Annotated in this window: 12 protein-coding genes; 4 read left to right on the top strand and 8 right to left on the bottom strand. The window is 61.6% G+C overall.

What is annotated here, in order from left to right; all coding sequences use genetic code 11:
- The first annotated feature begins 104 nt into the window (after positions 1-104).
- On the top strand, positions 105-1,061 hold the full coding sequence (locus ACA053_RS19495; RefSeq protein ID WP_497312629.1) for an alpha/beta hydrolase: 957 nt from the start codon (positions 105-107) through the stop codon (positions 1,059-1,061).
- A 249-nt stretch (positions 1,062-1,310) separates the two neighbouring features.
- Here ACA053_RS19495 and ACA053_RS19490 read toward each other — a convergent pair whose 3' ends face one another.
- The 5 genes from ACA053_RS19490 to pvdM all read right to left on the bottom strand — a co-directional run bounded on the left by ACA053_RS19490 (position 1,311) and on the right by pvdM (position 9,647).
- Positions 1,311-3,776 carry a TonB-dependent siderophore receptor gene (locus ACA053_RS19490; RefSeq protein ID WP_497393449.1) on the bottom strand — a complete coding sequence of 822 codons (2,466 nt, stop codon included), beginning with the start codon at positions 3,774-3,776 and terminating at the stop codon, positions 1,311-1,313.
- Positions 3,777-4,027: 251 nt separating this feature from the next.
- The gene (locus ACA053_RS19485; RefSeq protein ID WP_497393448.1) at positions 4,028-5,677 is read right to left on the bottom strand and encodes a cyclic peptide export ABC transporter; all 1,650 of its coding nucleotides are present in this window, start codon (positions 5,675-5,677) and stop codon (positions 4,028-4,030) included.
- 215 nt (positions 5,678-5,892) lie between these two features.
- On the bottom strand, positions 5,893-6,771 hold the full coding sequence (gene pvdO, locus ACA053_RS19480; RefSeq protein ID WP_497393446.1) for a dihydropyoverdine dehydrogenase: 879 nt from the start codon (positions 6,769-6,771) through the stop codon (positions 5,893-5,895).
- A 215-nt stretch (positions 6,772-6,986) separates the two neighbouring features.
- Positions 6,987-8,267: a pyoverdine-tailoring periplasmic protein PvdN gene (pvdN, locus tag ACA053_RS19475; protein ID WP_497393445.1), complete on the bottom strand. Its 1,281-nt coding sequence runs from the start codon at positions 8,265-8,267 to the stop codon at positions 6,987-6,989.
- Positions 8,268-8,297: 30 nt separating this feature from the next.
- A complete protein-coding gene (pvdM, locus tag ACA053_RS19470; protein ID WP_497393444.1) occupies positions 8,298-9,647 on the bottom strand; it encodes a pyoverdine-tailoring dipeptidase-like protein PvdM in 1,350 nt (449 codons plus the stop codon).
- Between the two features lie 252 nt (positions 9,648-9,899).
- On the opposite strand from pvdM, the gene pvdP reads away from it, so the two are divergent.
- Positions 9,900-11,528, top strand: a complete 1,629-nt coding sequence (gene pvdP, locus ACA053_RS19465; protein ID WP_497393443.1) for a pyoverdine maturation tyrosinase PvdP — start codon at positions 9,900-9,902, stop codon at positions 11,526-11,528.
- A 269-nt stretch (positions 11,529-11,797) separates the two neighbouring features.
- On the opposite strand, the gene ACA053_RS19460 is transcribed toward pvdP, so the two are convergent.
- Genes ACA053_RS19460 through ACA053_RS19450 form a run of 3 tightly spaced genes read right to left on the bottom strand, consistent with a single transcriptional unit; the run spans position 11,798 to position 16,346 of the window.
- Positions 11,798-13,192, bottom strand: coding sequence for an efflux transporter outer membrane subunit (locus ACA053_RS19460; RefSeq protein ID WP_497393442.1), 1,395 nt, complete (start codon positions 13,190-13,192; stop codon positions 11,798-11,800).
- Between the two features lie 7 nt (positions 13,193-13,199).
- Complete coding sequence (locus ACA053_RS19455; RefSeq protein WP_497393440.1) at positions 13,200-15,173, bottom strand: MacB family efflux pump subunit; 1,974 nt, start codon at positions 15,171-15,173, stop codon at positions 13,200-13,202.
- Positions 15,174-16,346, bottom strand: coding sequence for an efflux RND transporter periplasmic adaptor subunit (locus ACA053_RS19450; protein WP_497393439.1), 1,173 nt, complete (start codon positions 16,344-16,346; stop codon positions 15,174-15,176).
- A 321-nt stretch (positions 16,347-16,667) separates the two neighbouring features.
- Here ACA053_RS19450 and ACA053_RS19445 point away from each other — a divergent pair, with 321 nt between their 5' ends.
- Both ACA053_RS19445 and ACA053_RS19440 read left to right on the top strand, forming a co-directional pair.
- The gene (locus ACA053_RS19445) at positions 16,668-17,150 is read left to right on the top strand and encodes a sigma-70 family RNA polymerase sigma factor (protein ID WP_109633400.1); all 483 of its coding nucleotides are present in this window, start codon (positions 16,668-16,670) and stop codon (positions 17,148-17,150) included.
- A gap of 122 nt (positions 17,151-17,272) precedes the next feature.
- Positions 17,273-18,610 (top strand): lysine N(6)-hydroxylase/L-ornithine N(5)-oxygenase family protein, encoded by a 1,338-nt coding sequence (locus ACA053_RS19440; protein ID WP_497393438.1) that lies wholly within the window; start codon positions 17,273-17,275, stop codon positions 18,608-18,610.
- The last annotated feature ends 363 nt before the right edge of the window (positions 18,611-18,973 follow it).

Below are 18,973 nucleotides of genomic sequence, written 5' to 3'. Positions count from 1 at the left end.
AGGGGACTGCTGCGCAGTCCAACGGGAGCAAGCTCCCTCGCCACAGGGTTTGTCGCTGGTTTCAAGATTCTGTATTGACCTATTTGTGTAGAAGGATTCGTCCCATGGCCGTGTTGCCAGAACTTGAAGCATTTCTCGAACTCGCCGAGTTCGGCCGGATGACCGGCAAAAGTCGTGCGATGCATGAACAGTCGCCCCAACAGGCGCGGATCGATTTTGAAGCCTCCTCCGGGTTTCTCGACGTGCCACTGGACAACGTGGCCTGCGAGGATTTCACCATCGCCGCAAGGGACGGCCACAGCCTGTCGGCGCGGCTTTATCGCGCGGGGCAAACTGTCGACGGCTTGCAGCCGGTGGTGTTGTATTTCCATGGCGGCGGCTATGTGGTCGGCAGCCTCGATTCCCATGATGCACTGTGCCGGCGACTGGCCTCGCAGGGCGGGTTTGCGTTACTGACCGTGGATTATCGACTGGCCCCGGAGTGGCGTTTCCCGACTCCGGTGCAAGACGCCTGCGATGCCGGCAACTGGCTGGTGCGCGAAAGCGCGGTGCGGGGGCTGGATGCGAATCGGGTCGCGCTGGTCGGCGACAGCGTGGGCGCGACACTGGCCACGGTGCTGTCGATCATGGCGGTGCGTGAGCCTCAGGAACTGGCGCTCAAACCCAAGGCGCAAGTGCTGTTGTACCCCGTGACCGACGCGACCACCAAGCGTGCCTCCCATCGTGATTTCGCCGAAGGGTATTTGCTGGAGACGCCGACGCTGGACTGGTTCTACGCGCATTACGGGCGTACGTCAGAGGACCTGGCGGATTGGCGTTGCTCGCCATTGCTGGCGGCAGATCTTTCGGGCGTGGCGCCGGCGCTGGTGTACCTGGCCGGGCATGATCCGCTGCGTGACGAAGGGCTGGCGTATGCCGAGCTGTTGCGAGCGGCGGGCAATGAGGTGACGTTGCTGGAGCAGCCGGGGATGACCCATGACTTCATGCGCATGGCGGGGTTGTTGAGCGAAGTGGAAGGGATTCATGCAGAAGTGGCGGGGTGGGTGCGTTCGCGGGTTTGAGTTGAAGTGAAAAAAAACCGCCATGCCTGGATCAGGGGTGGTGGTTTTTTTGTGTCCGGCTCAGGGCAGTTTGTTGTTCCGGCAATTGCCATCGCGGGCAAGCCCGCTCCCACAGGGATTTGTGAACGCCGCAAAAAACTGTGGGAGCGGGCTTGCCCGCGATGGCGGACCCACATTCACCACAAATCCCTGGCCCAAAAAAAATGCCCGCATCTCACGACACGGGCATTTTTCATTTCAGCTCACGACTCAGAAATCATACTTCGCGGTGACCTGCACGTTACGCGGCTCGCCGTAGAACGTGGTATCGAAGTTGCCCAGGCCCGTCAGGTAGTTCTTGTCGAAGACGTTGTTGGCATTGACGGTGAAGCTCAGGTGGTCGTCGAACTGGTAACGGGTCATCAGGTCCACGAGGGTGTAGCCACCTTGCTTGATCTGGGTGTAGTCGCCCGCGCTGGCGCTGTAGATCTTGCCGTAGAACGCGCTCTGCCAGCTCACGCCGCCACCGACGGTGAACTTGTTCATCACGCCCGGCAGACGGTAGGTGGTGAAAGTACGGACGACGTGTTCAGGACGGGTGGTGGACAGCGGGTAGCCGAAGATCCGTTGCTCGTCCTGGTCACGGGTCCGGGCGTAGGTGTAGCCGGCGGACAGGTTCCAGCCCTCGGCCAGTTCACCGGCCAGTTCCAGTTCCACGCCCTTGGTGGTCGCGCCGTCGATGGCTTTGTAGATGCCTTCGTTGGTGACCGGGTTGGTGCCGATCGATTCAGCGACGTTGTCCTGCTCGATGCGGAAGAAGGCCAGGCTGGCGTTCAGCTTGCCTTCGAAGTAGGCCGCTTTCAGGCCGGTCTCGTAAGCGTTGCCTTCAACCGGCTGCAGCGTCGAACCGTTGGCGTCCTTGTAGATTTGCGGTTGGTAGATATTGGTGTAGCTGGCGTATGCGGAGTACGTGTCGTTCAGGTCGTACACCACACCGGCGTAGGGCGTGACGACGCCGTGTTCCTTGTAGCTGGCGTGGGTGTCGGTCAGGCTGGCGCCCGGGTTGTAGCTGTAGTCTTCGTTGTACTTGAAGGTGCTCAGGCGGGTGCCGAGGATGAACGACAGGTCGTCGGTCGGACGCAGGCGCGTGGCCAGGTAAACGCCGTTCTGGCTCTGGGTGCGCTCGTATTTGCCGTTCTTCGGGAATTCCTGTTTCGGCAGTTCGCCGTTCCAGTCATAGATGCTGCCTGGCACTTGGGAGAACGCGCTGGTGTCGTAAGTCGCGCCGGTCTGGCGCGAGTGGGACGCCATGACACCGGCGACCAGTTCGTGCTCGCGACCGCCCAGGCTGAACGGGCCGGAGACGTTCACGTCAGCGGTGTTCTGCACGCGATGGCCTTCCCAGCGACCCCAGTAAAGGAACATGCCTTCACCGGTGGCGCGGTCCGGGTTGCCGCCGCTGGCCGAAGCCAGTTGGGTGTCGTGATCGGTGGTTTTCTGGTCCAGGCTGACTTTGAGTTTCCAGTCATTGGCCAGCGCTTGTTCCAGCGAGGCGAAGTAGGTGGTGCTGTCGAAATCACGACGGCTCCAGTCGGCAGCCGGGTTGAAGTGACGCGGGAACTCGGTACGGCCGCCATCGGCGAAGTAGGTCGGGTTACCGGTCCACGACGAACCGCGCGGGGTGGCGCTGGACTTGTCGATGCCGAAGGTCAGCAGGGTGTCGTCGGTCAGGTCGGCTTCGAGGACGCCGTAGAACAGGTCTTTCTTCTGGCTGTAGTGATCCAGGTACGAGTTGGCGTCCTGATACGTGGTCACGAAGCGGCCGCGGACGTTGCCGGAATCGGTCAGCGAACCGGAAATGTCGCCTTCAGCACGGTACTTGTCCCAGCGGCCGGCGGTGGCGCTGACCGAGGCCTTGAAGTCCTTGGTCGGCTTCTTGCGGATCAGGTTGACCGTGGCGGACGGATCGCCCGTGCCGGTCATCAGGCCGGTAGCGCCCTTGATGACTTCGATGTGGTCGAGGCTGGCCGAGTCGTCGCTGTTGTTCGGGTTTTCACCGTACACACCGTCGTAGATGGTGTTGACGCCATCGTACTGAAAGTTGGTGATGGCCTGGCCCCGGGCGGAAAATTCGGTACGGTCACTGTCGTATTTCTGCGACGTGATGCCGGGGGTGTTGCGCAGTGCATCGCCGACGCTCTGTACGCCGCGATCGTCCATTTGCTGACGGGTCACCACGGTCACCGATTGCGGTGTTTCGCGCAGGGTCAGCGGCAACTTGGTCGCGGTGGTGGTGGCGCCGGTGGTGTAGGAATTGGTGTCTTCAGTGGTCAGGCCCAGGGCCTGGCCGGAAATCGTGGTCGCGCCCAGTTGCAGGCCCGAACCGCCGCCGGAGACCAGGGTGACGCTGTTGCCGTTGATCTGGAACGAAATGCCGGTGCCTTTGAGCAGGGCGCTCAGGGCCTCGGACGGCTCCAGCGAACCGGACACCGCACGGGACTTGATGCCCGCCACCTGATCCGGGCTGTAGAGGATCTGCAGGTTGGTCTGCATGCCCAGCTCGGTCAGCGCGTTGGAAAGCGGCTGCACGGCGATATTCACTTTTACAGGTGCAGCATTGGCCATCGAGCTCCCCAGCAAGGTGGCGGTCAGCAGTACGCTGGTGAACAGGGTGCGATGCAATGTCGGGCGCTGTACGGCCAGCGCGATAGGTGTGCGGCGTGGTTGAGGTCGCATTACTTACCTGTGCTCCTGAAAAGTGTTGTGCAGAGTTTTTGTTAATAAGAATGATTATTAGACGCGGCACAAACCAAAAACCGGAAAGAAACCCGTCAAATAATTTTCTGGGGAAGCAGAAAGTTCGCGAAACCTGTGGGAGCGGGCTTGCCCGCGATAGCGGTGGGTCAATCACCATCAATGTGAAAGTGATGGCCTCATCGCGGGCAAGCCCGCTCCCACAGGTCCGCGAAAAGCAATGAAAACCCCAATCAGGCCATTGTCAGCTCGGTAACGACCCGGCCACTTTCCATGCGCACCAACTGGTCGGCCACGTCGAAATAGCGGTCATCGTGGGAGATCACGATGATGGTTTTGCCCAGGCGCTTGAGGTCCGGCAGCAGCTCGGTATAGAAAATCCGGCGGAAGGTCGGGTCCTGGTCGGCCGCCCATTCATCGAACACCAGCACCGGGCGCTCCTCGAGCCAGGCATTGACCAGTGCCAGGCGTTTGCGCTGGCCGGTGGAAAGATCGGTGGTGGTGAAATTGCCGTCCTTGACGCTGACCTTGTGCGCGATTTCCAGGCGTTGCAGGTATTTGTTGGCGTCTTCGGGGATGTGCGTGTCGCCCTGGATCACGTCATCGAACAGGTAATAGTCTGCGAAGATCGTGGTGAACAACTGGCGGTAGTCATCACGATTTTGCGCATCAATCGCCTCGCCGTTGACCCGGATCTCACCCTGCTGCGGCGTGTACAAGCCCAGCAGCAACTTGATCAGCGTGGTCTTGCCGCAACCGTTCTCGCCGACAATAAAGGTGATGTCGCCTTGCTTGATCGTCAGGTTGACCGGGCCGAGCTGGAACGGCGCGGCACCTTCGGCAGCCGGGAAGGCGAAACGCACATCGGCCAGTTTCAGTTCGTGCACGGCTTGCTTGACGTTGCCCTGATCGCTGAGCAACAAGTGTGGTTCAGGGGTGGAAAACTGTTCGGACAACTCGGCGATCCGGCGGAAGGCAATCTGCGCGCGGCTGACAATCGGCAGCGTGCTGATCAAATGTTCCAGCGGGCCTTTCATGTACAGCAGCACCAGCACAAAGCCGCTCATCACAGTCTTGTCGGCGCTTGGCCAGAAGGTTTGCAGCGCCAGGGCCAGACCAATGACCACGAAGAACAGCATCGAGCCGAAGGTCTTGGCGATGACGAAGGTGTTGATCGAACGCACTTGTGTGTTGCAGATGAATTCGGCCGTGGCCTTGATGCCCGAGACAAACATGCGCTGGCGACGTGGACGGTGAATCCGCAGTTCCTTGGCGCCTTCGGCAATCGCGTTGTAGTGCTTCTGCAGTTCGTCTTCAGCGTCACGGGCGGCCATGAAACCCTGCACACCTTTGCTCTGGGCGTAGGCCTGGATCGCTGTGCCGATCAGAATCGCGGCGACCATGATCAGGAACATCGGCCATGAAAGAATGGCCAGGTAACCCATGCAACCCAGGGTCACGGTCACGGAAATCGCCAGCGGCGCGAAGGCGAAGGCGAAGTCGCTGATGGTGTCGACGTCGTGGGTCAGCACCGGAATCAGGCGGTGGCTGCGATAGCGTTCGATCTGTTCGATCGGTGCCGAGAGGACTTTTTCACCGAGCTGTTTACGCAGTTTGGCGATGATGTGCTGGCCGACGTAGTTGGTGCCGATGTCCGAGCAGATCGAACTCAGCAGCGCCAGCAGGCACAAGCCGGCGAACAAGGCAACAACGCCCTGGGTCAGGCCGGTGTCCGAATGCAGGGCGTTGTTGATGGTCGCCAGCAGTACCGTGACGCTCAAGCCGCCGACCATGCCCAGGAAAATGGACGCGGCGACGATGAGTCGAAACGGTTTCAACAGGGCGAACAACTCGCCGATGGCGCCACGGGGAGGCTGGGTCATGGAAGACAGTTCCTTGGGTATAAAGGCAGATACCCAGTAGAACGTCTGATCGAGGGGTTAATTTACAAGGTTGCCGACTGGCGGTGATCGCGACTCAAACACATGACCCTGTGGGAGCTAGCCTGCTAGCGATGACTGCATCACAGTCGATAGATATGTCGACTGTCAGTCCGCTATCGCGAGCAGGCTAGCTCCCACAGGATTGGGGTTATGGCTTACAGGTCGCGCACAATACGGAACCCCATCCAGTCGCCACGCTCTTGCGGGTACTGGCTGTTACGGTTGCCCGAGCGGGAGAACACCGGCGCTTCGCCCCAGTCGTTGCCACGAATGCGCACGGCTTCACAATTGGGTTCTACCCAGGCGCTGCCATCGGTGGGTGCACCGACGTAGTTCGGGTGTTCGCAGTCTTCGACCCATTCGTAGACATTGCCGTGCATGTCGTACATCCCAAACGCATTCGGTGCATAGCTGCCGACCGGCGAGCTGAAGCTGTAACCGTCCGCCGGCCCGTAGGTGTTGGCGTGTTGGCTGATGCTGTATTCCTTGCCTTCATCGAACGGGAAGGGGAACGGACCCTTGGTGCCGCCGCGAGCGGCGTATTCGCGTTGGGCTTCGCTGACCATGTGGTACTTCTGCCCGGTCTTTTTCGAGAGCCAGGCGACGTAGTGCTTCACATCATCGAAGTTCATGCATACCGCTGGCTGACGCGGACCTTGCGGATAACGCGGCTTGCTGGCGACGCACTCGCGACCCGGCCGGGTATCGCCGTTGGCGATGGTCACGCCGCTCTCGCGCACGTAGCTGTCCCATTCACCGGCGGTGACCTGGAAACGGCTCATGGCGAACGGTTTGGCGAAGGTCACTTCGTGCATCGGACTTTCGTCGGGCTCGCGACCGACTTCATCATCCGGCGTGCCCATGGTGAAAGTGCCGGCGGGCAGCACGACCATTTCCGGGCAGTCGCGGCAGTCCTTGAACACTTTGCCGGGTGGCGGGGCGGTGGCCGCCTGGGCGGCGGTTGGTAATAGACCGGCGAGGAGGGCGGTCAGGGCGAGTGCCTTGAGCGGCACGGTTAATAGATCTTGGTTCATCTGTCGTCTCGATTTAAAAGAAAACGGGGTCACTGTGGTGAGGGTGCGATCCTGTGGAATGGGGCTTCTGTGGCGAGGGGATTTATCCCCGTTCGGCTGCGCAGCAGTCGCAAACCTGCTGGCTCGCTGTATCTGAAGAAGTGCTGGGGCGGCTGCGCCACCCAACGGGGATAAATCCCCTCGCCACAGAAGCCCTCAAGCCACAGGGGGCAGCATTAGACGGTTTTACTCAGCAAGGCCATGAAGCGCTCGATGTGGTTCTCGGTGTTGAGCAGGCCCGGCGCGATGCGGATCACCGGGCCGACGTCGCGGTCCACCGAGTCGCAGACCACGCGGTTCTCCATCAACTGTTCGGCGATTTTTTCGCAGTCGCGGTCCTTGATTCGGAAGAAGGTGAAACCGGCCGACAAGTCCGGGCTCTTCGGCGTGACCAGTTCGACGTGCGGGTGTTCCAACAAGCGGTTTTTCGCATAAGTGTTGAGGGCATGGATGCGCGCCTGGACCTCGGCCTTGCCCAGTTCCAGGTGCAGCTTGAACGCTTCGTCCAGGGCCCAGCGGTGTTCGAAGCTGTGATAACCGCCGGGGGTCATGATGGTCGAGAACGTGGTCGCTTCGGAGAAGGTCGGAATCGTCGGCGTCACATCCTTGAGCTCGGCGGAACGGGCGCAGATGATCCCGGTGCCGCGCGGGCCAAACATCCATTTGTGGGTGCCGGCGATGAAAAAGTCGCAGTGCATGTCGGGGAAGTCGAGGTCTTCAACGCCAAAACCGTGCACGCCATCGACCACATACAGAATGCGATCCTTTTCCTCGCGGTTGCGATTCTGCTCCTCCACCAGTTTGCCGATCTCGCCGATCGGCAGCTTCACACCGCTGCCGGACTGCACCCAGGTCATGCCCAGCACGCGGGTTTCGGGGCGGATGCCTTTGGCGATCGAACCCAGCACCTCATCCGCCGACACCTTGTGACTGTTCTCGAACAGCTTGAGCTTGCGCACCTTGACCCCGTCCTTTTGCTGGCGGTAACCCAGGGCGTAGTTGGTGGCGTAGTGTTCGTGCTCGCTGGTGAGGATTTCCTGATCCGGACGCACATGGATGCCGCCATAGATCAGTGACAGGCCTTCGGTGGTGCTGCCGGTCAGCGCGATCTGTTCGGGCTTGGCCTTGAGGTAACGACCGGCCCAGGCGCGCACCGCTTGCTCGCGTTTTTCGGTTTCGCCCAGGTCCCAGTCCATCGCCAGGCCCGGGTTGCGGTCGAGGTTGGCGCGGTGGCGTTCAATCGCCTCCCGCACCGGACGAGGGTGGGACGTCACCAGGAAGTTGGCGAAGTGCAGGTAGTCCGGATCCTGGTCGAACAACGTACGCAATTGCGCCCATTTGTCCTTGGGCAGCGGCGTTGGACTGGCAGCCAGTGCCTGTAGATTCACGGCAGAAGCCAGGGGCAGGCCTGCGGCGAGAATACCGGCCTGCTTGAGGAATGAACGGCGGTTAGTCATGAGCTCGGTTCGCTTTGGCAAAAGAGGGCATCAGTTTTTCGCCATCGGTCTGGACGACTTCTGCACCTGGTCCCAGACCCGCAGGAAATTCCCGCCCCAGAGCTTGGCGATATCGGCCTCGCTGTAGCCGCGACTGATAAGCTCGGCCGTCACGTTGCGTGCTTCGCTGACATCCTTCCAGCCGTCCAGACCGCCGCCGTCGTTGAAGTCGGAACTGATGCCGACATGGTCGATACCGATTTTTTTCACCGCGTAATCAATTGCGTCGCCGTAGTCCTTGAGGGTGGCTTTCGGTTCTTCGTCGACGATGGCGTAGAGCTGGCTGGCGTACTCACCGAATCGCTGTTCGGACCAGACGGTGATGATCGGATCGCCCGGCATCAGCGCCATCTCCAGGCCTTGCAACGGTTGCAGGTCGAAGCGTGCACGCAGGGCGTTGAGTTTGTCCTGAGTGGCCTGGCTCAGCGGGCGGATGTAGGTCGGGAAGCCGACAATCTGCACCACGCCGCCGCTGTTCTTGATCAGCTGCATTTCCTGGTCGCTGAGGTTGCGCGGGATGTCCACCAGGGCGCGCGGTGCCGAGTGCGAGGCGACCATCGGAGTGCGGCTCAACTGGGCGACCTGCTCCAGGGCCTTGGTCGACATCTGCGACACATCGATGATCACGCCCAGATCGTTGAGGCGATGCACCGCTTGTTTGCCGATCTCCGACAGGCCACCGAGGGCGTCTCGCGAATCATTGAAGAACGGCAGCGGTCGGGACGAATCGGCCCATGCGTTGTTGCCCACGTAACTGAAACCGAACATGCGCATGCCGCGAGCGGCCCAGGTGTCCAGGGCGTTCAGGTCGTTGCCCAGCGGGTAGGCGTTGAGCATGCTCATGAAGATCGCGAACTTGCCTTCGCCGTGCAGGCGGCGGAAATCGTCCGGGGTGTAGGCGATGGCAACCTGGTTGGGGAAGTCGCGAACCATCGTGCTGATGATTTTGTAGCGGGTTTCCTGCTCGAAGCGGGCTTCGTCGACGAAACCGGCGGTGGGGCGATGGGGGGCATTGGCGCCGTTCCAGATTTCCGGCCAGCCGAAAATCGTCAGGGCCGCGCCGGACAGGCGACCGCGGCCGGTCTTGACCAGGTCAAATTGGCCGGTGCCGTCCTTGTCCGCTTCATTGCCGGCGGTGCCGAAGTCCAGCGGGACGGTGACGTGGCTGTCGAAGGAGAGGATGCGCTCTTGCAGCTCATCGGCCTGTTTCATGACGTTAACCGGGTAGCCGGGATTGTCCTTGAACCAGTAATCCCAAACCGCATAGCCTGCCCCGGCACTGATCGCCAGGGCCAGAGGCAGGCCGATGTAGAGAGCCTTTTTCGAACGTGGTTTTGTCATTGCCATCTCAGTCAGGTTCGCCGCCCCGGTGCGGGCGCAGGGGCCTTTGCTATCTGGGAAGAACGAGTGGCCCGGTTGGAAATTTAGTGGGGCTGATGGCCCCATCGCGAGCAGGCTCGCTCCCACAGGGGATCTTCGGTGTTCACCCAATCCTTGTGGGAGCCAGCCTGCTGGCGATGCTTTTAAATTTCTGCGGGCAACAAACGTTCTAGCTTGGATAAAGCCTGCTTCATGGCTGACACAGGTAGGGCAATGACGATTTCTCGACGATGGTTCATGGCAGGCCTGGCGCTGACCGGCGCCGCCGTGCCTGCGGCTTTTTATGGGCATCGCGAATGGACGAAACCGGATCCGACGATCACCCCCGGCGAAGCTTCATTCGATGTGGCGGATGTCGCCGGCCAGCATCTGGCGAATACCTTGCGCGGCGTCTGGCAGATTCGTTTCGAAGGGCGTGACGCCGGTATCGAAGGCCTGCCTCGGGACGGGCTGGAAGTGTTTCTCGACGTCGGCCACAAAGGGCGCGGCTTGATCGGGTTCCTCGACACCGCCCAGCGTTTGCGCTCCAGCGATGAGCCGCGCTACCGGGTGCTGGGCGATCTGGCGGACGCCAAACCGGCCGAGTTGAGCTGGCGGCTGGTCAGTGCCAACGCTGCCAACGGCGCGCCGGATTACGAATTCAGCATGGCGCTGGATGAAGTCTGGGCCGGTTTCGGCAATGCCGGCAGCGGCACGCTCAGCGGGCGGGTGTTGAACCTCGATCGTCCGCTGATGATGACCGCCCAGGACAATCGCTTCATCGCGGTCAAACGGGTTTTTCCCGAAGCTCGCGAGCGAGCCGGTCTCAACGCCCCGCTGCTGGCGTGGCTGGTGTCCGCCGAGCATCGGCTGTTTCACCAGCTCTGGCATGCCTCGCGGGACAAGTGGCACACCCTGTCCGAAGACAAGCGCAACGCCCTGCGTGGCATTGGCTGGCAGCCGGGCCCGCGAGACAAGGAGCGCGATGCCCGTGGCGCGCGCAAGGATCGCAACGGCTCGGGCGTGGACTTTTTCTTCATGCACCGGCACATGCTGGGCACGGCGCGGTCGATGCAGGACTTGCCGTCGTGGCAGCACTTTCCGTTGCCACAGCCGGAACTGGCCCGGGATCGCATCGGTTTCGCCAATTACTGCGACAACCACGACGGCACCGCGCTGCCGCCGACCTGGCTGGCCGATGACGATGCCGAGTATTCGCAATGGGTCAGCGACATCAAGACGGCCGAGACGTATCACAGCAACTTCCAGGTCTGGGAGTCGCGCTACCGTGATCCGCGTTATCTGTCGAAACTCACCCTGGGGCAGTTCGGTTCAGAGGTCGAGTTGGGGCTGCATGACTGGCTGCACATGCGCTGGGCCTCGGTGCCCCGTGACCCGTCCAATGGTCAGCCGGTGCCGTTTGCCCGGGATCCGGCAGATTTCTCCGCGCGCTGGTATGCGCCGGAAAACGACTTCCTCGGCGACCCGTTTTCTTCCCATGTAAACCCGGTGTTCTGGCATTTCCACGGCTGGATCGATGATCGCCTGGAAGACTGGTTCCGTGCCCATGAGCGTTTTCATCCGGGGGAGGTCAGTCGGCTGGAGGTCAACGGGGTGGCGTGGTTTGCGCCGGGGCGTTGGGTCGAGGTGGATGATCCGTGGCTGGGGCCGAGCACCCATGGCTGCAGCGCGACGCCGGGGTTGCAGGCGGGCAAGTCGGTTGAGATGGACCCGGAAACCATGAAACTGGCGCTGCGCATCACCTTTGGTGAAGACGAGAAGAAACTGGCGAGCCTGTTCCGCAAAGTGCCGCAGCGGCCTTGGTATGCGCGGCATTTGAAGGCCAAGCCGATCACCACTTAAGCAGGTGATACCGCGTTATCGTTCAATCGCGGGCAAGCCCGCTCCCACAGTTCATGTGTCATGCCCAACATTGCGGCACACATAAAACCCTGTGGGAGCCGGGCTTGCCCGCGATGGCGGTTTGGCAGGTGCCATTGATGCTGGATGTTCCGGCCTCTTCGCGGGCAAGCCCGCTCCCACCGTTCATGTGTCGTGCCCAGCATTGCGGCACACATAAATCCCTGTGGGAGCGAGCTTGCTCGCGATAGCGGACTCACTGGCGACTCAAATCACAGAACCTGCCACCCACCCCCCAACGCCTTGTACAGCGCAATACTCGCCTGCAACCGCGACAACCGCAGCTGCACGTTCAAATCCTGCGCCGCATACAGCGTGCGCTGGGTCTCCAGCACCGTCAGCAAATCCTCGGCGCCAGCCTGATATCGGCTTTGCGCAATATTGAATGCAGTCTGTGCCTGGTTCAGCTCCTCGCTTTGCCACTGGCGCTGTGCATCCAGCCCGCGGATGCTGTTGAGGGCTTTTTCCACGTCGGCGAAACCGTTGATGATCGCCCCGCGATAGGTCTCCAGCAGTTCTTCCTGGCGGGCCGTGGCTTTGTCGCGCTCGGCGCTCAGGCGGCCATTGTTGAACACCGGCGCAAGCAATCCGGCGGTGAGGTTGTAGAAAGGATTGCGCAGCATATCCGCCGCACGATCCGCGCCCGACCCCAGTTCCGCGCTTAACGTCACCTTCGGCAGCATCGCCGCGCGGGCCACGGTGATGTCGGCTTGCGCGGCGGCCAGTTGCGCTTCGGCGCGGGCGATGTCCGGACGCCGGGTGAGCAGTTCGCTGGGCGCGCCGGCCGCGATGGTCGGCCATGACAATTGATCGAAGCGTTCCTGCCCCAGAGCCAGCTCCTGAACCGGCCGGCCGAGCAGGGCGGCCAGACCGATCAGCGCGTCCTGCGCCTGCTGCTGCACCAGCGGCAATTGCCGTTGTTGCGCCGCCACCAGGCTTTTTTGTTGCGCCAGTTCCAGCGCCGTTGCCGAGCCTGAATCGAAGCGCGTCTGCACCAGTTTCAATACGTTCTGCGCGTTCGCCAGGTTCAGCTCGGCGATGCGGCTTTGCTCACGCAGCGACAAGGCTTGCGCGTAGGTGTTGGCGACGCCGCTGAGCAGCGTCAATTCCACGGTCGCCTGATCGAATTCGCTGGCCTGCAACGCGAATTGCGCGCTGTCACGGGAAGCCCGTTGACCACCCCAGAAATCGATTTCGTAAGTGGCGCTAAGGCTGGCATTGAAGTAATCGACGGCCTTGTTGTCGCTGTCGGCGTCGAGCTGGCTGTAACCGTTGCCGCGCAGCAGTTTTTGCCGATTGGCGTTCAGGGCGCCCTTGACCTCCGGTAGCTGCGAACCCCCGGCAATCACCGTTTCGGCTTGCGCCTGGCGCACCCGCGCGATGGCCGCGGCCAGGTCGTAACTGCCGACCCGCGCCTGTTCGATCAGTTGATCCAGCTGCGGGCTGCCGAACTGCGTCCACCATTGCAGGTTGCTGCGGGTGGCGCTTTGCGTGTGCGCCGATTGCCAGGAAGAGGGCGGCTGGATGCCGCTGTCCGGGCGCTGGGCGGGTGTGCCGCAGGCGCCGAGCAACAGGCAGAGGGTCAGTAAACTCAGTTGCGGCTTCATGGAGAGATCATTCACTGGTAAGGGCCGTGACCGGGTCGAGTCGGGCAGCTTTGCGGGCCGGCATGAAGCCGAAGACAACACCGGTGACCAGGGCGCAGCCGAAGGCGCCGAGCACCGCTATCAAAGAGAACGCGACAGCGACTTCGCTGAGGATCAGCACACCGCCGACGATCAGCGCCAGAGCGATACCGGCGAGCCCGCCGACCACCGAAAGCATCACCGCTTCGGTCAGGAACTGCCGGAGGATGTCGCGCTGACGGGCGCCGGTGGCCATGCGGATGCCGATCTCCCGCGTGCGCTCGCGCACGGTCATGAGCATGATGTTCATCACGCCGATGCCGCCCACCAGCAGCGAAATCGCGGCAATCGAACCCAGCATCAGCGACAGGGTGTTCTGCGTGCGCGCTTCGGCCTGGATCATCGCGGCGTTGTTGGTCAGCTCGAAATCCTTCTTGCCGTTGTGCAGGTGCAGCATCAATTGCTCGATGGCGATTTCGGTCTCCTTGACCTTGCGCGCGTCGGCGGCGGCGATGGCCACGTATTCGGGGTTGTGGGTGCCGAACAACCGCACGCTCGCAGCGGAATACGGGATGGCGATGCGGTCGTCGCTGTCGGAGTCGCCAGAGCTGGCGCCTTTTTCCGCGAGCACACCGACCACCTGAAACGGCACGTTCTCGATCAGGATGTATTGGCCGATCGGGTTGGCCACATCCTTGAGCAACTTGGTCCGCACCTTGTGACCAATCACCGCGACTGCTGCGGCGTTGCGTTCATCGTCCTCGGTGAAATAGCTGCCTTGCACCACCGGCCAGTTGAAGATGGCCGGGAAATTAGTGTCGTTGCCGCCGACGTAGCTCAAGTGGTCGAGGTTGCCGAAACGCACTCCGGCTTCCTGGCCGTTGACCGGCATGATCCGCGTCACCTGCGGCAGGCTGCCCACCGCTGCGACATCGTCCAGGGTGACGATGCCCAGCGGCGTTCGCGGGTTGGGCGATGAGCCGCTGAGGTAAATGATGTTGGAGCCGAACGCGCCCATTTGCGCCATCACCTGGCGCTTGCTGCCTTCGCCGACGGCCAGCATCACCACCACCGACGCGACGCCGATGATGATGCCAAGCAACGTCAGTGCCGTGCGAAAGCGGTTGATCCACATCACCCGCCACGCCGCTTGCACCGCATCGATCAGCTCGCCTTTCCACGCGCCGTTGGCTTGCGCGCCTTCGGTCAGGCGCTTGCGCAGATCCACCGCTTGCAGCGCGCCGGGGTTGGCCGAGGTCTGTGCTTCAGGATTGTCGTGGGCGCTGTCGCTGATGATCAGCCCGTCGCGAATTTCGATGATGCGTTTGGCCCGGGCCGCGACTTCGCGGTCGTGGGTGATGAGGATCACTACGTGGCCCTGGCTCGCCAGTTCGTCGAGCAGGGTCATCACCTCGGCACCGCTGTGGCTGTCGAGGGCGCCGGTGGGTTCGTCGGCGAGGATGATATGGCCGCCGTTCATCAAGGCGCGGGCGATGGACACCCGTTGTTGCTGGCCGCCAGACAGTTGATGCGGACGGTTGCCGGTGCGCGAAGCGAGGCCGAGACGGTCGAGCAGGGCGGCGGCACGGGCGTGGCGTTCGGCGGCCGGGGTGCCGGCATAGATGGCCGGCATCTCGACGTTTTCCTGGGCCGAGCCGGACGGGATCAGGTGATAACCCTGGAACACAAAGCCAAAGGCTTCGCGGCGCAGCCAGGCCAGCTCGTCGCTGTCGAGGGCGGCGACGTTTTGCCCGGCGAAACGGTATTCGCCCGATGTCGGGCGGTCGAGGCAACCGAGGATATTCATCAGCGTCGACTTGCCGGAACCGGATGCACCGACAATCGCCACGAATTCCCCGGCATGGATCGACAGGTCGATGCCGCGCAACACGTGAACTTCCGGTGAATCGCCGCCGCCGTAGGCTTTGCGGATGTCCTGCAGGTCGATCAGGGGCGTGTGCATTCAGCCGCCACTCCCGTCGGCCGGGCCGATCAGCAAGTGATCGCCTTCCTCTAATCCGTCGAGGATCTGCACCCGCAGACGATCGCTGATGCCGGTGCGCACGTCGCGCTGCTGGATGCTGCCGTTTTCGGCGACGACCTGGGCGATTTGCCTATTCGCTTCGGTGCCGGCCTGCAGCGCCGCGACCGGTGCGGTCAGGGTATTTTTCGCCTGATCGGAAACGAAGAACACCTGGGTGGTCATTTCCGCCATCAACGCGTTGTCGGCGTTATCGACATCCAGCAACACCGTATACAGCACCACGCGCGCGCTGCCGCTTTTGCTCGAGCTGGCGGGACTGCCGCCGCCCTGACTGGTCTGGTCCAGCGGCTTGGGTGGCACCGGCAGAATCTGCCGCACGGTGCTGCTCCAGCGCCGGTTGCCACCGCTGAGGGTGGTGAACCAGGCGCTCATGCCGGGTTTGACGTGGCCGATGTCGGCTTCCGAGACTTCGGCCCACACGGTCATCGGCGACAACTTGGCGATGCGCAAGATCAAGGGTGTTTGCTGCTGGGCGTTGAGGGTCTGGCCTTCACGGGCGTCGAGGGCGACCACGGTGCCGGACATTGGCGCGTAAATCCGCGTGTAACCAAGTTCGGCCTGATCGCTGCGCAGGCTGGCCTGGGCCTGGCGGATCTGTGCCTGGAACATGTCGATGCGCGCCTGGGTGGCGCGCAGTTCGGCCTGTGCTGTTTGCACGTCTTCTTCACGGGTCGCGCCACCGGCCTTGAGGTTCTGCTGGCGCTGGAACTTCTGCCGGGCCAGTTCGTGCTGGGCCCGTTGTTCCTGGAGCTGCGCCTTGAGGTTCTCGATAGAGTAGCGTCCGGCGTCGAGCTTGGCCTGCTGGGTGGACGGGTCGATCTCCACCAGCAGCTGGCCTTCCTTGACCACGTCGCCCACTTCCACGTGAATCTTCTGGATCTGCCCGGACGCCTGGGCGCCAACGTCGACATAACGCCGCGGTTGCAGGGTGCCCAACGCGGTGACGCTGCTTTCAATGTCGCCACGGCTGACTTGCACGGTGGCGAATTTATCCCGGCCAGGCGGGATCACTTGCCAGGCGGCGATGGCGATAACGGGGATCAGACAAAGTGCTACAAGCAGGGCGCGTCGGGTCTGTCGGGGACGTTTCATGCAGGGTTCCGGCCAATGGATATCGGCCCGTCGTTCAATCTGCGCAGATAAACCGGCGACAGCCGAACGCTGTCGGGGAGCCGACAGACACGGGGAGCTGTCCTGTAAACGAGGAAAGGGGCGGGGGATTTAGGCGCGGACACATAGGGTTACAGGTGTAGCACAAGACTATTTATCGGGTAAGTCAAACCAACACTTTAAATCTATATGAGAATTACTATAAATTACGCGGCTTGAACTGCCACCATCTTGCCACTGCCTATGTCGGCGGTCGCCGAGGTGGCTCAAGGACAGAAACCGCACCCTGTGCGGCCGGGAGTCATGTTGGAAAACTACTATCGCGAGCTGGTGTGTTTCCTGAACGCCAAGCTAGGCAACCGTCAGGTGGCCGAAGATGTGGTGCATGACGCTTATCTGCGGGTGCTGGAGCGTTCCAGTGATACGCCGATCGAGCAGCCCCGGGCCTTCCTTTATCGCACCGCTCTGAACCTGGTGATCGACGATCATCGGCGCAATGCCTTGCGCCAGGTCGAGTCGCTGGACGTGCTCGACAACGAAGAGCGCTACTTCACGCCATCCCCGCACAATTGCCTCGACCACGGCCAGCGCCTGGAAATGCTCCAGCGTGCCTTGGCGGAATTGCCACGGCTGTGTCGCGAAAGTTTTCTGCTGCGCAAGATCGATGGCCTGTCGCACCCGGAAATTGCCGAGCACCTGGGCATCTCGCGCGCGCTGGTGGAGAAGCACATCGTCAATGCCATGAAGCACTGCCGCATACGGATGCGCCAGTGGGACGCCCATTGATCCCTTCTCTCTAAATTTTTTTTCATTGTCCTCGTTCCTACTCAACAGACGACCTGCTGTCCTGCATCAGGTCACTTAGGCTTATTCCCCTTGTTGAGGGGTTCATCCAGAGGACACTGGAAATGACACAGGCAATTGCATCGCCCATCGTTCACGACCTGATCGGCGTCGGTTTCGGCCCTTCGAACCTGGCGCTGGCCATCGCTCTGCAAGAGCGCGGGCCGAGCCAGGGCGAGCTGGATGTGCTGTTTCTCGACAAGCAGCCCAACTACAGCTGGCACGGCAATACCCTGTCGACCCAAAGCGAGCTGCAGATTTCCTTCCTCAAGGACCTGGTGACCCTGCGCAACCCGACCAGCCCGTATTCGTTCGTCAACTACCTCAAGCATCACGGCCGTCTGGTGGACTTCATCAACCTCGGCACCTTCTACCCGTGCCGCATGGAGTACAACGACTACCTGCGCTGGGTCGCCGGCCAGTTTGAAGCCCAGAGCCGCTACGGCGAAGAAGTGCTGACCATCGAGCCGGTGCTGCACAACCAGCAGGTCGAGGCGCTACGGGTGATCTCTCGCGACGCCACGGGTCATCAACACGTGCGCACCACCCGTTCGGTGGTGGTCAGTACCGGCGGTACGCCGCGCATTCCCGAAGCGTTCAAGGCGCTGAAAGATGATGGCCGCGTGTTCCACCACTCGCAGTACCTGGCGCAGATGGCCAAGCAGCCGTGCGTGAACAATCAACCGATGAGCATCGCGATCATCGGCGGCGGGCAAAGCGCGGCGGAAGCCTTCATCGATTTGAACGACAGTTTCCCATCGGTGCAGGTGGACATGATCCTGCGTGGCTCGGCGCTGAAGCCGGCGGATGACAGCCCGTTCGTCAACGAAGTGTTCTCGCCGGAGTTCACCGACCTGGTGTTCCAGCAGGCAAGCAGCGAGCGCGAGCGCCTGGTCAACGAGTACCACAACACCAACTATTCGGTGGTGGACATCGACCTGATCGAACGCATCTACGGCATCTTCTATCGCCAGAAAGTCTCGGGCATCGCGCGTCACACGTTCCGCACCCTGACCACTATTGAAAAAGCCACCGCCACCGAGCGCGGTATCGAACTGGCAGTGCGCAACAATGCCACCGGTGAAGTGACGGTTCGTCTGTACGATGCCGTGGTATTGGCCACCGGCTACGAGCGCCAGATGCACCGCAAACTGCTGGCGCCGCTGGAGCAATACCTGGGTGATTTCGAAGTGGATCGCAACTACAAGCTGATCACCGACGAGCGCTGCAAGGCCGGCATCTATATGCAGGGTTTCTGCCAGGCGAGCCATGGTTTGAGCGACACACTGTTGTCGATCCTGCCGATTCGCGCGGATGAGATTGCAGGTTCCTTGTATGACCATGGCAAGAACCGTGGGCATAGCCGGTCGGTGGTGGATTTGTTGTTGGCCACTGCCAGCTAAAATGTGTGGCGGCTGTGAGGCCGTCATCGCGGGCAAGCCCGCTCCCACAGTTTGATCTATTGGCACAAAATCTGTGTTCACTAGAGATCCCTGTGGGAGCGGGCTTGCCCGCGATGGGGCCTTCAAAAGCACCACAAATCTTCAAAGCTGAACCCTTCCTGAAGAACCCCGCAATTCCCCCGCCACCCACCGTTCCTTCGTTTACTCTCCAGAAGTCGGGGCGTAAGCTTCGCGCGTTTTCATCAATAGTGGAGACCCTCAGTGGGTACTTGTTCGAGTGACAGTAGTCGGCCGGTTTCGATAACCGGTACCTTCCCGGCAAGATAACGCGCAGTCTTTGGTGCCGTTGTCTCGCCTGAGAGC

It is taken from the genome of Pseudomonas sp. LBUM1672 (assembly GCF_059695655.1).
Note: the sequence above shows the minus strand (reverse complement) of the source record. Positions and strands in the feature narration are given on the sequence as shown.

Coding starts and splice junctions, on each gene's coding strand:
- ACA053_RS19450 (WP_497393439.1), bottom strand. CDS start 16,346: ATGAAACGTCCCCGACAGACCCGACGCGCCCTGCTTGTAGCACTTTGT.
- ACA053_RS19440 (WP_497393438.1), top strand. CDS start 17,273: ATGACACAGGCAATTGCATCGCCCATCGTTCACGACCTGATCGGCGTC.
- ACA053_RS19495 (WP_497312629.1), top strand. CDS start 105: ATGGCCGTGTTGCCAGAACTTGAAGCATTTCTCGAACTCGCCGAGTTC.
- ACA053_RS19485 (WP_497393448.1), bottom strand. CDS start 5,677: ATGACCCAGCCTCCCCGTGGCGCCATCGGCGAGTTGTTCGCCCTGTTG.
- pvdM (WP_497393444.1), bottom strand. CDS start 9,647: ATGACAAAACCACGTTCGAAAAAGGCTCTCTACATCGGCCTGCCTCTG.
- ACA053_RS19490 (WP_497393449.1), bottom strand. CDS start 3,776: ATGCGACCTCAACCACGCCGCACACCTATCGCGCTGGCCGTACAGCGC.
- ACA053_RS19445 (WP_109633400.1), top strand. CDS start 16,668: ATGTTGGAAAACTACTATCGCGAGCTGGTGTGTTTCCTGAACGCCAAG.
- pvdO (WP_497393446.1), bottom strand. CDS start 6,771: ATGAACCAAGATCTATTAACCGTGCCGCTCAAGGCACTCGCCCTGACC.
- ACA053_RS19455 (WP_497393440.1), bottom strand. CDS start 15,173: ATGCACACGCCCCTGATCGACCTGCAGGACATCCGCAAAGCCTACGGC.
- pvdP (WP_497393443.1), top strand. CDS start 9,900: ATGACGATTTCTCGACGATGGTTCATGGCAGGCCTGGCGCTGACCGGC.
- pvdN (WP_497393445.1), bottom strand. CDS start 8,267: ATGACTAACCGCCGTTCATTCCTCAAGCAGGCCGGTATTCTCGCCGCA.
- ACA053_RS19460 (WP_497393442.1), bottom strand. CDS start 13,192: ATGAAGCCGCAACTGAGTTTACTGACCCTCTGCCTGTTGCTCGGCGCC.